This is a genomic window from Streptomyces sp. ISL-87, assembly GCF_018614095.1.
Lineage (GTDB): Bacteria > Actinomycetota > Actinomycetes > Streptomycetales > Streptomycetaceae > Streptomyces.
In genome coordinates, this window is the sequence record NZ_JAGGOY010000131.1 from 17,481 (window position 1) to 30,781 (window position 13,301).

8 protein-coding genes are annotated in these 13,301 nt (G+C 76.1%); 4 read left to right on the forward strand and 4 right to left on the reverse strand.

Annotated elements, in window-relative coordinates; genetic code table 11:
* The first annotated feature begins 57 nt into the window (after window positions 1–57).
* Window positions 58–546, forward strand: coding sequence for a hypothetical protein (locus J7I97_RS35545; RefSeq protein WP_251051707.1), 489 nt, complete (start codon window positions 58–60; stop codon window positions 544–546).
* Window positions 547–745: 199 nt separating this feature from the next.
* On the opposite strand, the gene J7I97_RS35550 is transcribed toward J7I97_RS35545, so the two are convergent.
* The 3 genes from J7I97_RS35550 to J7I97_RS35560 form a co-directional block, all read right to left on the reverse strand.
* Window positions 746–5,791 (reverse strand): hypothetical protein, encoded by a 5,046-nt coding sequence (locus J7I97_RS35550; protein ID WP_214943944.1) that lies wholly within the window; start codon window positions 5,789–5,791, stop codon window positions 746–748.
* Between the two features lie 135 nt (window positions 5,792–5,926).
* Window positions 5,927–6,829 (reverse strand): hypothetical protein, encoded by a 903-nt coding sequence (locus J7I97_RS35555; RefSeq protein WP_214943946.1) that lies wholly within the window; start codon window positions 6,827–6,829, stop codon window positions 5,927–5,929.
* A gap of 652 nt (window positions 6,830–7,481) precedes the next feature.
* A complete protein-coding gene (locus tag J7I97_RS35560) occupies window positions 7,482–8,987 on the reverse strand; it encodes a hypothetical protein (RefSeq protein WP_308365822.1) in 1,506 nt (501 codons plus the stop codon).
* A 213-nt stretch (window positions 8,988–9,200) separates the two neighbouring features.
* Between J7I97_RS35560 and J7I97_RS35565 the strand changes: the two genes are divergently transcribed.
* From J7I97_RS35565 to J7I97_RS35575, 3 genes are all read left to right on the forward strand, one after another.
* Window positions 9,201–10,049: a LamB/YcsF family protein gene (locus J7I97_RS35565; protein ID WP_214944039.1), complete on the forward strand. Its 849-nt coding sequence runs from the start codon at window positions 9,201–9,203 to the stop codon at window positions 10,047–10,049.
* On the forward strand, window positions 10,046–10,666 hold the full coding sequence (locus tag J7I97_RS35570; protein WP_214943950.1) for an allophanate hydrolase subunit 1: 621 nt from the start codon (window positions 10,046–10,048) through the stop codon (window positions 10,664–10,666). Before J7I97_RS35565 ends, J7I97_RS35570 begins: the two co-directional genes overlap by 4 nt.
* Before the next feature lie 72 nt (window positions 10,667–10,738).
* The gene (locus J7I97_RS35575) at window positions 10,739–11,602 is read left to right on the forward strand and encodes a biotin-dependent carboxyltransferase family protein (RefSeq protein ID WP_214943952.1); all 864 of its coding nucleotides are present in this window, start codon (window positions 10,739–10,741) and stop codon (window positions 11,600–11,602) included.
* A gap of 216 nt (window positions 11,603–11,818) precedes the next feature.
* Here J7I97_RS35575 and J7I97_RS35580 read toward each other — a convergent pair whose 3' ends face one another.
* Entirely contained in the window at window positions 11,819–13,216 is a 1,398-nt protein-coding gene (locus J7I97_RS35580; RefSeq protein ID WP_214943955.1) for a HEAT repeat domain-containing protein, read from the reverse strand.
* Between the last annotated feature and the right edge of the window lie 85 nt (window positions 13,217–13,301).

The following is a 13,301-nucleotide window of genomic DNA, read 5'->3' on the forward strand; positions in this document are numbered from 1 at the left end:
TTGGGGTAAGGGCGTTCGGGTAGGTATGACCGGCCGTGCGCGGGGAGGGAGCCAACCATGGGGATGTACGAGGACGGCGGCGCGGGTTTCGGTGCGGCGCGGCGGGGGCTCTGGGTGGAGGAGCCGGCCGAGCGGTGGCGGATGCCGGACCCGGTGCGGAGCTCCGCGGTGCGGGCGGTGCTGATCGTGGCGGTCACGCTGACCGAGGCGACGATCACCTTCTTCCTCACCCTCACCGGTTCCTGGCTGGCCTTCCCGATGGCGCTCGGCGCGATAGCCGGCACCGTCGTCGCCACCTGGGGGGTGCTGGACGTGCTGATCACCCGTCAGACGTGGAACCAGCGGTACGGGGTGGTGTCGCAGCCGAGCAGTACGGCGCGGGCCCGCCGCCGTGAGCGCCGTCAGGCCCGCCGGGAGGTCCGCTCGGGCGCGGCGGGCGCGGCGGGGCGAATACGGCAGCAGCAGGTCGGCCAGGGCGGGCGGCGCTCCCCCTGGTCGCCTCCGGTGGGGGACAGGCGGTACCAGGCCAGCTCCGGGCGCGGCTGACCGGCGCGGTTGGCCAGCGCGGTTGGCCAGCGCGGTTGGCCGTACGGCTTCCGTGCACCTTGGGCTTCGGTGCCCTCGGCTTTGGTGCCCCCGGCTTCTGCCCCGGGCCTCCGTGCCCTCGGCTTCGCCGGGGTGGGCCGACTGGGCCGAGGGTGAGGCAGGCGGAGGGCGCGGGGGCGGGCGCAGCCGAGGACGGGGGTCAGGCGCCGGTCGTCGAGCGGCGGAACATACGGGTCGCCGTGATCTCGCCGTGGATCGTCTCCTCTCCCGGGGACTGCTGGGGCAGACCCGGACGGAGGTGTTCCTCGACGCTGATGTACTTCAGGCCCGCGCGCAGGTCCGCATCGTTGCGCAGCCGGATGACCAGCGGGAACTCGGCCAGGGCCGTGGTGTCGAACAGGCCCGTCGTGTAGAGCAGCTGGACGCCGAGCGCGTCGGAGACGGCCCGCTGGAGCTCCAGCAGGTACGTCGCGTTCGCGCGCCCGATCGGGTTGTCGAGGAACAGCGTGCCCGCGTGGCGGTGCTTGTCGCGGCCGCGGTCGTTGCTGCGCAGCGCCGCCATCGTGCAGTACAGCGCGATCGCGGCGGTCAGCAGCTGGCCGCCGGAGAAGACGTCTCCCATCTGGCCGACCGGGACGCGCTCGGCGCGCAGCACCGCGTCCGGCTTGAGGATCTCCACGGAGATGCCCTTGGGCTCCAGCGCCGCCTGCACTCCGCGCAGCAGCAGGGACATGCCGTCGCGGCGGCCCTCGCCGAAGGATGCGGTGCTGTTCTTCTTCACCGCGGCGCGGGTCGCCTCGTCGATGACCTCGCCGAGGCGCTCGGTGAGGGTGGCCTGGTCGGGCTCCTCGAAGCGGATGCGCAGGAACTCCTGGCCCGACCACTCCCCCAGGCCCTCGGGGAGCTGGGAGAGCCGCTGGGCGGAGCGCAGGGTGGCCAGGGCGGAGTCGACGAGGCCGCGAAGCCGGTCGACGATGCTGTCGCGGTTGCGCTCCAGCTGCGCCAGCTCGTCGGTGAGGACGCGGAGCCGGGGGGCGAAGGCCGTGGCCCAGGCCGCCGCGTGCTCCGGCAGGGCGGAGGCGGGGAGTTCGCGGATCTGCTGGCGCGCGGGGGTGCGTACCTGCTCGTAGCGGTTGGCGTTGGCATGCCGGACCAGGATGTCGCTGGCCTCGCGCACCGCGGATTCGGCGGCCGAGAGGTCGGCCGCGCAGCCGCGCAGTGAGCGGCGGGCCTCGGCGGCGGACTGCCGGGCCTCCTCCAGGCTGCCCGGGTGGGCCACCGGCTCCTGCTCGTCCTCCTGGTGGGTGTGGTCCCGCAGGAGATCCCGCAGCATCGCCGCGGTCTCGTCGAAGCCGCCGGCGCCCTCCTCGGCGGTGCGGTGGGCGCGCAGCAGGTCGGCGTGGGCGGCCCGGGCGGTCTCCACCGCGCCGGTGTGGGCGGCGAGTTGGGCGGTGGCGGTGCGCAGCAGGGCCTGCGCGTGCTCGACGTGCTCGGGGATCAGCTCCTCGGGCAGGTCGGTGTGCGCCTCGCCGTCGGCGGGGGCGAGGCGTTCGGCCTCGCCGCGCAGCCGGCCGAGCTGCTCACTGGCCGCGGACGCACGGGACTCCAGCATCTGTACGAGGGACTCGGCGCGGGCCGCCGCGGCCAGCCGGGAGGGTCCGTCGGCGCCGTCGGTGCCTTCGAGGAGCTGTGCGGCGCGGGTGCGGACCTTGTTGGTGAGGCGGTCGAGTTCGGCGAGGGCGGCGCTCTCGTCGCTCTCCGCGCGGGCCTGTTCGGCGCGCAGGTCGGCACCGACGCCGACCTTCTCGTAGAGCTGGGAGGCGGCGCGGTAGGCCTCGCGGAGTTCGGGGAGCGGGGCCTTCGGCGTCGTGTCGTCCTTGGGGAGGGCCTCGGGGACACCGGCGATCTCGGCGCGCTCGGCGCGCAGGGCGCGGGCGGTGCGGCGGGCGTCGTCGGCGGCGCGCTGGGCGGCACGGCGGTCCTCGTCGGCGGCGCGGGCCCGGTCCAGACAGACCTCGGCGCGGGCCTCGGACTCGGCGGCCTCGTCGGCGAGTTCGCGCAGCCGGGCCTGCCAGCCGGCGCGCTCGCGCAGGCGGAAGGCGAGTCCGGCGAGGGCGTCGGCGGCGCGGCGGGCGCGCTGGGCGGTGTCCTGGCGCTCGTCGCGGACGCGGGCGGCGTCAGCGGCGGCCTCGTCGGCCTCGGCGCGTACGGTACGGGCCTCCGCGAGCTCGGTATCCGCCTCCTCGGCGAAGGTACGGGCGGCGGCGGCCTGTTCCGCGAGCTCGGTGAGGCGGCCGGGCGGGCAGCCGCCTCGCCAGGAGGCGAGGCGGGCGGCGAGCTCGCGGTCGCCGGAGAGGCGCGCGGCGAGGTCCCGGATCTCGGTGTCGCGGGCGGTGGCGCGGGTGCGCAGCGCCTGGCGCTCCTCATCGGCGGCGTGCTCGTCGTGCATGGCCGGGTTCGGCGGTACGAGGAACACCGAGGAGTCGGTCTCGGCGCCGGTCGGCGGTACGGGGGCCAGCAGGGCGGCCGCGGTGCCGACGGCGACGGTGGAGCGGGGCAGCAGTGCGGCGCCGGAGAGGACCTCGCGGGCCCGGGAGTGGGTGTCGGGGTCGGTGATGACGACGCCGTCGACGAGTTCGGGGCGGGCGGCGAGGACGGCGGCGTGGTCGGCGGGGTCCACGGACTGGGCGAGGTAGCGCCAGCCGGGGAGGGCGGGGATGCCGTGTTCGCCGAGGTACTCGACGGTGGCGAGGACGTCGGGGCCGGGCGGCAGCAGCCCGCCGTCGCCGAGCGCGCCGAGGATGCGGGCGTCGTCGGCGGCGGCGGTGCGCAGCTCGAACAGCTGGCGCTCGGCGGATGCGACTCCGTCGGTCAGCAGGGTGCGGAGGTCGTCGGCGTTCCGGTCGAGGTCGTCGACGGTGAGCCCTCCGGCGGGTACGGGGTGGCCGGCCGGGGTACGCGAGCCGGCGGCTCCCGCCCCCAGGCCGGGCTGCCCGGCGGCGCCGTGACCTGCGGAGCCGGCCTTGGTGGCGGCGCCGGTCCCGGGGGCGCCGGCTTGGGCGCCGGAAACCGGCGTGTCTGCTCCGGCCCCAGCAGCACCCCGGGCAACCGCGGCCGACCCGGCAGCGCCGGTCGCCGTTCCGACCCCGTCGGCCGAACCGGCTGGGCCGGATCCCGGCAGGCCGGACACGGACACCGCTCCGGCGGAGCCTCCGGCAGCGCCGGGTGCGCTGGTCGGCGTACCGGATTCGCCGGCCGGGCCGAGGCCGGCCGCGGCCCGCCCGGCTGCGGCCCGCCCGGCCGCGGCCCGCCCGGCTGCGGCCCGCCCGGCTGCGGTGGCCTGCGCGGGTACGCCGGTCGGCGTGCCTGTTCGCGGGTGCGGGAGGGCGGCCGGGAGGGCGGCCGGGAGGCCCAGGAGGGCGGTCAGGCGGGGGGATTCCGCGAGGGAGGCGGCGGCTCGGGACTCCGCTTCGTAGGCGGCTTCGGCCGCGTCGGCGGCGTCGGCCGCGCGGGCGGCGGTGAGTTCGGCGCGGGATTCCGCGGCGGCGGCCTCGCGGGCGGTTTCCGCGGCGGTGCGGGCGGCCTCGCGGGCCTCGTCCCAGGCGGCGACGGCGGTCTTCTCGGCGTCGGTCGCGGCGAGGGCGGCGCGGGCCGGGTCGGCGTCGGGCGCCGAGTCGTCGAGCCAGCCGGCCCGGACGGCCTCAGCGGTTTCCTGCTGGACCTCGGAGAGGCGGGCGCGGAGGTGTTCGGCCTCGCTGCGGGCGCGCTGGGCTGCCGTGGCGGCGGCGGTGGCGTCGCGGTGGGCGGCCTCGCCGGTGTCCTGGAGGGCGGCGGAACGCTCCTCCTCCTCGTTGGCGACCCGTTCGCCGTGCTCGGCGGCAGTGTGCAGGGCCCGTACGAGCTCGGCGGCGGCCGTGGCGCGCGCGGCCAGCGCCGGGGCGGCGTCCCGCTCGGCCTCCAGGATCGCGGCGGCGACCCGGGCGGAGCGGTCGGCGGCGGCGCGGTGGCGCAGTACGTTCTCGGCGGCCTGCCAGGCGGAGTGCAGGGTGCGCGCTTCGAGGAGCTCGCGGCGCTGCGCGGCGGCGGCCTTGTCGGCGACGGTCAGGGCCAGCGAGGCGTGCCGGTAGGCGAGTTCGGCGGAGACGGCGGCGCTGCGGTCGCGGGCGGACTCGGCGTCGGTGACCGCGTGGGCGGCGCCGGTGACCCGCTGGGCGAGGTCGGCGGCGCGGCCGCGCTCCTCGGCGGCGCGGGCGGACAGCCGCCGGGCCAGGGTGCGCGTACGGCGTTCCGCGCCCGCGTGGACGTCGCGCAGCCGGGACCGGGTCTCGCCGGCCTCGACGATCTTGGTGAGCAGGTCCACGGAGCCGGCGGTGAAGTCCCGTTCGGCCATCAGCTCGGCTCGGCGGCCGAGCTTGTTGCCGAAGCCGTGGACCAGGTCGGCGAGCCCGTCGGTGTCGCGGGTGTCGGTGACGGCGCGCAGCAGCAGGTCGGTGAAGTCGGAGTCCTTCTTGACCGCGAAGAGGCCGGCGGCCTCGCCCTCGTCGGCGTTCATCTCGCGCTGGTAGCGGAAGAGTTCGGGGTCGAGGCCGAGTTCGGTGAGGTGCTCGTTCCAGCGGTCGTGGATCTCCTCCCAGTAGACCTCCAGGTGCGGGTACGCCTTGCCCGCGTCGGTGATCGCGTCGCGGAAGCCCTTCATGGTGCGGCGGCGGCCGTGGGCGCCGGAGGCGCCTTCGGCGGGCGGGCGGACGGCGGTGGCCTCGGCGACGGGGAGGTTGTCCAGGCTCAGGCCCGGGCCGGGGCGGAAGGAGTACCAGGCCTCGGCGAACTTGCGCGGATCGTTGGAGACCTGGCGGCCGCGCCATTCGCTGACCTTGCCGACGACGACGCACTCGCCGGTCTGGGTGTGCTGCCACTCCAGGGCGACGTGGCCGCAGTCGTCGGCGAGCAGGAACTTGCGCAGGACGCCGGAGCTGGCGCCGCCGAGGGTGTTGCGGTGGCCGGGGAGCATCACCGAGAAGATCAGCTTGAGCAGGACGGACTTGCCGCCGCCGTTCTCCAGGAAGAGCACGCCGGCGGGCGCGGGGCGGCGCGGCGGGCCGGTGGGCTCGTCCTCGAAGAACTCCGCCTGGGTGGGTGCCGGGTGGGGCACCGGCTCGCCGACTCCGCGCAGGTCGAGCACGGTGTCGGCGTAGCGCGCACCGGCGGGCCCGATGGAGTAGAGGCGGATCCGGGACAGCTCGTACATGGCGGCGGACTCTCGTGGTGTCTCGTGGGTCGTACGGAGGGGTTCTACGGGGTTGTACGGGGGGTCGTACGCGGAGCGGCGGTCGGGGCGTTGGGCTCAGGCGGCCGGGTCGGGCAGCTGGGTCGGGCGGCCGGGTCAGGCGTGGAAGGGCAGGCCGGCGTCGGCGGCGAGCTCCAGGTCGTCGCCCTCGGGCGGCGGCAGGAGACTGGCGGAGCCGTCGCTGACTGGGACCACGCCGAGTTCCAGGAGTTCGGCCATGGCCGAGCTGCCCGCCATGTCGCGGACCTGGAGCTGGTAGCGGGGGGTGGTGCGGTACGTGCCTCCGGCCTCGTCGCCGGTGCGCTGGAGGAACCCGGAGTCGGTGAGGAAGGCGGCGGCCTTGCCGACGATGCCGGTGGTGGAGCCGGCGAGGCGGCGGGCGTCCTTGGTGGCGCCGGTGGCGCTGCGGCGGGAGTAGACCCGCCAGGCGGCCTCCAGGCCCGGGGCGTCGGTGGCCGGGTCGGTGTTCTCGCCGAGCTCGTCGGCGCGTTGCTCCAGGCGGCGGCAGGTCTGCCGGACGAAGGCGTCGACGCCGTTGACGGTGATGCGGCCGATGTAGCCGTCGTCGGCGAGGTCCTCGGGGCGGGGGAAGGCCAGGGCGGCGACGGCGAGGTGGGCCAGCCCGTGCAGGAAGCGGTCCGCGGAGTCGGCGGCGGTGCGGCGGGCGTAGTCGCCCATGCGGACGGCGAAGACGGAGTCCTCGCCGGCGGCCACGGCCATGCCGGCGCGCGGGGAGACCTCCAGGACGACCAGGCCGAGGCCGGTGGCGATGGCGTCGGCGAGACGGCCGAAGGCGGGGTCCTCGCGGTAGCGGCGCAGGAGTTCGGCGTACTCGGCGTCGCGGGCGGGGAGCAGCTTGGGCTGGAGCCCGAAGGCGACGAGCCGGGACGCGTCCGCGGCGTCCGCCGGGGTGACTCCGCCGGTGGTCACGTGCGTGACGGGGGCCGACGGTGCGTCGGGCTCGCTCCACGCGGGGTGCTCGGCGTGGTGGTCGCTCACGGGTGTTGCCTCTCGTGGTGTGCGGTGGTTGTGCCGGCGGGCGGGCTCTGTTCCCCACCCCGCCCCTTCCCGAAATCGGGGGCGGGCCCCCGAGCCCCCGGGCTCCTCGCGGGGTTGCCGCGGGGGGTAGGGCGTGTTCTAAAAGTCCCGCCTGGCCCGCGACGGCCGCTCTCACCCTGCCCGGCCGGGCCGGACCACGGCCCGCGGGATTCGGAGGACGACAGGCTGCCACAGCCGCAGCCGCGCACGGACACGGCACCGGCCGCACACCGCACCGCGCCAGGGACCGGCAGGCCCGGATCGGCCGGGAGGACTCCGCCCAGCGGCGGCCTCGCCACCCGGGCAACGACGATCCCAGCCCGCCGCGAGGCCGGGCCAACAACAGGCACAGCCCGACGCCAGGCCGGGCCAACAACAGGCACAGCCCGACGCGAGGCCGCGCCAACAACGGACACACGCCGACCCCAAGCCGGGCCAACAACGGACACACGCCGACCCCAGGCCGGGCCAACAACGGGCACAGCCCGCCGCGAGGCCGCGCCAACAACGGGCACAGCCCGACCCCCCACCGGCACGGCGGCGAACTCCGTCCCGCGCCCGGCCAGGGCAGCGGCGAACTCCGTCCCGCGCCCGGCCAGGGCAGCGGTGCGGGTCATGACGACTCCGAGCGGGCCGCTGCCATGCCGGCCGCGTCGAGGAGGGCGGTGCCGACGATGAGGTCCGCGCCGCCGAATTCCGGGTCGTCCAGGGTGGTGCCGTCGTCCACGGCGAAGAGCAGCCGCTCCTCGCCCTGGCGGTACGCCGTGCCGACCGCCGGGCTCGCCGCGTGGACCGCCAGCAGGGCCACCAGGTACGGCAGGTCCGGGTCGCTGCGGCGGGCCTGCGCGAGCAGGCCGGACAGGCGGCGCGGGGCGTCGTGCGGGAGGTCCAGGAGCTCCATGGCGCAGGCGAGCTGCTCCTCGCTGAAGCGGCTGTCGTCCGGGGTCGCGATGAGGTCGGGCTCCGGCATCTCCACGCCGAGGTGCTCGCGCTCCACGGGCGGGGTGAGGAGTATCTCGACCAGGTCGGCGACGCGGACGGAGACGGGCGTGCGCAGGCCCGTGCCGGCCGCGAAGAAGGCGTCCGTGACCCGCGTGGCCTGGGAGAGCGGGAGCGGCAGGACCGGGGCCACGAGCTGCCCGTACAGGTCGATGCCCGAGCGGGGTGCCGGGGCCGCGAAGGCCTGGCGGTCCTGCTCGGCGCGGAAGAGCGGGCCGGCGTCCAGAAGGCGGGACTGGAGCTGGGTGTGGCGGCGGATGCAGTCCTTGACGATGTCCACCAGCTCGGCGGCGCGCCGCTTGTTCTCCGGCTCCTCCGCTTCGTCACGGGCGCGGCGGATGTTCGTCAGGATCGCGTTCTCGTGGCGGTAGCGGTCGGCGACGTGGTCGAGGGCCTCGGCGATCATGTCCGGGACGGCCTGGAGCCAGTCCACCGCGCGTACGTTGCGCCGCGTCGCGTCCAGCGTGCGGCGCAGGGTTTCCGCGTACTGGACCGTGCGGTAGCGGGCTTGTTCGGCGGCGAGTTGGGCGTCGGCGAGGCGGCCCCGGCTGATCAGGACCTCCAGCTTGACCTCGGCGGCGATCTGCGCGCTGGTGACGTCCGTGTCGAGGGCGCCGACCAGCACGTTGACGGCCTCGTCGGTGGTGCGCAGGTACACCGCGCCGCCGTGCCCGGGGACTTCCTCGATGAGTTTGAAGTCGTAGTCGCGGCGTACGTAGACCCCGTCCGGGCCGAAGGTGCCGTAGATCGCGCGGAAGCCGCGGTCGACACTTCCGACGTTGATCAGGTTCTCCAGCACCCAGCGGGCCACCCGCTCGTGCTCGGCGGCGGGGCGGGCGGGGGCCTGGGCGGCGACGCGGGGCAGCAGCCGGGCCACTATCTGCTCGTGGTCGGCGCCGGTGTCGAAGTCCATGTTGAGTGTGACCAGGTCGATCGCGGCGAGCGCGACCTCCGCCATCGCGTAGACCCCGTACTCGCCGGCCAGATTGGCCTTGCGTACGTCGAGATCGTGCAGCGGGGCGGTGCAGGCGAGGGCGCGCAGCCGCCGGGCCAGGCCCTCGTCGGCGGCCGGGCCCGGCGCCGGGGACGGTAGGGGCTTCGCCGGGGCAGGGAGAGTCACGGGCAAAGACTAGGCGCTGACACGGACAACATCCCAAACGGCATGGTTCGGCCGGATCGTCCCCGCCCGGTCCGCGTTCGGGTGCCCGCCGCGTGTTCCGACGGCCACGCAGCCGCTCAACGGGGTCTCGACCGGCCCTCGATCGTTCGCCGGACGCCGCGGACCCTGTTCTACGCTCACCGCATGGCTTCCATGATCACACCGATCGATCCCATGATCACACCGACGATCGACCTCAACGCAGACCTCGGCGAGGGGTTCGGGCGGTGGACGCTGACCGACGACGAGGCCCTGCTGTCGGTGGTCACGAGCGCCAACGTGGCGTGCGGCTTCCATGCCGGGGACCCGTCCATCATGCGGCGGGTCTGCGAGCTGGCCGCCGAGCGCGGCGTACGGATCGGCGCGCAGGTCTCGTACCGCGACCTGGCGGGCTTCGGGCGGCGCTCGATGGACGTGCCGCCCGGTGAGCTGGCGGACGAGGTGGCGTACCAGATCGGCGCGCTGGAGGTGTTCGCGCGGGCGGCCGGCTCCAAGGTGTCCTACGTGAAACCGCACGGTGCGCTGTACAACCGCACCGTGCACGACGCGGACCAGGCGGGAGCGGTGGTCGCCGGGATCCGGCTGGCCGTGGGGGCGGGGGTCGGGGAAGGGGCCGAAGGGGCAGCGGCCAGGGGGACGCCGGCCGAGGGAGCAGCGGCCGGGGGAGCAGCCGCCGGGGGGCTTCCCGTCCTGGGGCTGCCCGGGTCGCTGCTGCTCGCGGCCGCCGCGGAGGCCGGGCTGACGCCCGTACCGGAGGCGTTCGCCGACCGCGCCTACACGGCGGCCGGGACGCTGGTGCCACGCGGTGAGCCGGGGGCGGTGCTGCTCGACCCGGACGCGGTGGTCGCGCGGGCCGTACTGATGGCCGCCGAGGGCTCGGTGACGGCCGCCGACGGGTCCCCGGTCCTGGTGGCCGCGCGTTCGCTGTGCCTGCACGGGGACACCCCGGGAGCGGCCGGTCTCGCCCGCCGGGTCCGGGAGGCGCTGAGCGCCGCTGGGGTGCGGGTGGAGGCCTTCGCGTGAGCGGCCGGAGGGTGCTGCCGGTGGGTGACGAGGCGCTGCTGGTCGAGCTGGGCTCGGCCGCGGAGGTGGCCGCGCTGCACTCCGAGTTGCTGCGGCGGCGGGCGGAACTCGGCCCCGTACGGGAGATCGTGCCCGCGGCGCGGACGGTGCTGCTGGACGGCGTACGGGAGCCGCAGGCGCTCGCGGCCCGGATCGCGGGGTGGGAGGTACCACCGCTCGCGGAGACCGAGGGGCCGCTGATCACCGTCCCGGTGCGGTACGACGGACCGGACCTGGCCGAGGTCGCCCAGCTGTGGGGGGTGGCGGCGGACGAGGTGGCCGGCATCGTCGGGGCGACGGTCTTCCGGGTGGCGTTCTGCGGGTTCTCGCCGGGGTTCGGATACCTGACCGGCCTCCCGGAGCGCTTCCACGTGCCGCGGCGGGACACGCCCCGTACGGCCGTCCCGGCGGGCTCGCTGGCGCTGGCGGGCGAGTACGCGGGGGTGTACCCGCGTTCCTCCCCCGGCGGGTGGCAGCTGATCGGGACCACGGACGCGGTGCTGTGGGACCCGGAGCGGGAACCGGCGGCGCTGTTCGCGCCGGGGGTTCGGGTGCGGTTCGAGGAGGCGACGGCGTGACGGATCTGCGGGTGCGGTTCGAGGAGGCGGGGGCGTGACGGATCTGCTGGTGCGGTTCGAGGAGGCGGGGGCGTGACGGATCTGCTGGTGCTCCGGGCCGGGGCCCTGACCACCGTCCAGGACCGGGGACGGCCCGGGTACGCACACCTGGGTGTCCCCCGGTCGGGCGCGCTCGACGCGGCGGCGCACGCTCTGGCCAACCGCCTGCTGGGCAACCCGGCGGACGCGGCGACGCTGGAGACCACCCTGGACGGGGTCGCGCTGCGGACGTCGGCCCCGGTGACGGTGGCGGTCACGGGTGCGCCGTGTGCGGTACGGGCATCAGGGCGCGCGGTGGCGTGGGGCGCGCCGGTGTGGCTCCCGGCCGGGGCCGAGCTGGAGGTGGGCCGGGCGGAGTCGGGGCTGCGCAGCTATGTGGCGGTGCGGGGAGGCTTCGGCGTGCCGCCGGTGCTGGGCAGCCGTGCCACGGACCTGCTGTCGGGGCTGGGTCCGGCGGTGTTGACGGCGGGGGCGGTGCTGCCGGTGGGCCGGCCGGGGCCGGATCCGGTGTCCGGGGTGGATGTGCTGGCCGTGCCGGGACCGCCCTCGGAACTGGTGCTGCCGGTGCGGCTGGGCCCGAGGGCGGACTGGTTCACCCCGGGCTCACTCGCCGGCCTCTGGCGTTCGGGATACCGGGTCTCGGCGATGTCCAACCGCATCGGGCTCCGAACGGAGGCGGGCCCGCCGCTGATCCGGGCCCGGGGCGGCGAACTCCCGAGTGAGGGCATGGTCCTGGGCGCGGTCCAGGTCCCTCCGGACGGCTTGCCGGTGGTCTTCCTGGCCGACCACCCGGTGACGGGCGGCTACCCGGTGGTGGGCGTGATCCCGCCGGGCCCACCCCTGGACGCCGCGGCCCAGGCCCGTCCGGGCGTGGCGGTGAGGTTCGTGGCCGCGTAGAGGGGGACGGGGGGCCGGCCACGTTCCCGAGCGGGCACGGCGGCCCGAAGAGCCTCGCCCGGGCTGCGGCTACCGCCGATGCCGGACCGGTACCGCCTGCGGGACCGCCCGGGCCCCCAGCCCAGGCCCCCAGCCCAAGCCCCCGGCCCGGGTCCCGGCCAAGCGTCACGGCAGCCACACCGTCACGGCAGCCACACGCCGACAGCCACACCGCAGCTACACGGCCGACTCCGGCGCTATGCGGCTTCGCACCGCCGACTGGACGTCTTCCTCCTCCGCCGGGTCCGCCGCCAGGCGGCGCAGGCGGGGGGCGACGCGGGCGTCGGCCGTTTCGGCGTGGCGGGCCGCCACCTCGCGGGTGGTCTCCTCGCAGTCCCACAGGCACTCGACGGCGAACCCGGCCGCGAAGGACGGATCCGTGCTGGCCAGAGCGCGGGCGGCGCGGCCGCGAAGGTGGGACGAGGCCGTCTCGCGGTAGATGTGGCGCAGCACCGGCGCCGCGCACCCGATGGAGAGCCGGCCGGCTCCGTCCACCAGGGTGAACAGCCGCAGGCTGTCCGGGCCCGAACCGCGGACGGTGGAGCGGAGGGCGCCCAGGACGAGTCCGGCGTCCACGGCTCCGCCCCGGGCGGCCAGGAGGGCCGCCGCGGCCGCTCCCAGGGCGTCGGGGCGGTGCACCCAGTGCCGGGCCCGGTCGACCGCCGCGGGGCCGCCCATGCGCTCGTAGGCGGCCACGGCGGGCTCGTCCCCGGCGGCTTCGATGAGGTCCAGGACGGCCGGGTTCTCCGGTTCGGCGAGGACCAGGTGGTGCAGGGCGGTGGCCCGGGCGGCCTCGCCGGAGGCTCCGGCGGCGGCCGCGAGGATCGCCGTACGGTCCTCGGGCGCGGCAACGGCGGCGAGACATCGCGCGGCGGGTACGTGCAGCGGGGTACCGCGGCGCAGCCCGTCGGCGGCCCAGTCGAAGACGGCCTGGACACCCCAGCCGGGCCGGGGCCCGCTGGGTGCCAGCTGGCGCTGCCAGCGGTCGAAGGAGCCCTGCTCCCGGGCGGCGCGCAACCGCTCGCCGAATTCGGGCGTCTCTTCCCACAGCCACCACGGCCGGGGCTCGTACGCGTCGCGGACGGCGGCGGCCAGCCTCGCCTCGCCCTCCGCCGTGGCGGGGAATCTGGCGAGGACCGGTACGGCGAGGCCGCGCAGGCCTTCGTCATCGTCGCGCAGGGCGAGTTCGTCGAGGGCCCAGGCCCAGTTCGTCCCGGAGGCGGCGTACCGGCGCAGCAGCATCAGCGCGTCGTCGCGGCCGTAGGAGGCGAGGTGACCGAGTACGGACAGGGCGAGGCCGGTCCTGTTGTCGTCCTCGTCGACGAGGTCGTCGGCGCTGAGGAGGTGGTTCTCGATCTCGCCGAGGGGACCGTCGAGGTCCAGGTACAGCCGGGCGTAGTACAGGGAGCGGTTCTCGACCTGCCAGTCCCGGCGCGGGTCGAAGAGCACGCACTGGTTGAGGGCCGCGAGGGCCTCGGGCCGGGGGGCCGCGAGGGCGTGCAGCGTGCCGTCGCCGCGGCCCCGCTGGAGAAGCCCGAGCAGGGTGCCGCTTGGCGCTATGACTGGTTCGAACATGGAAATGGCCTCAAATCAAGCTGGGGACGCAACCGGGAATCGGGATTCACAGGGCCGCGTAACAGCATGTGAGGACGTCCGCCGT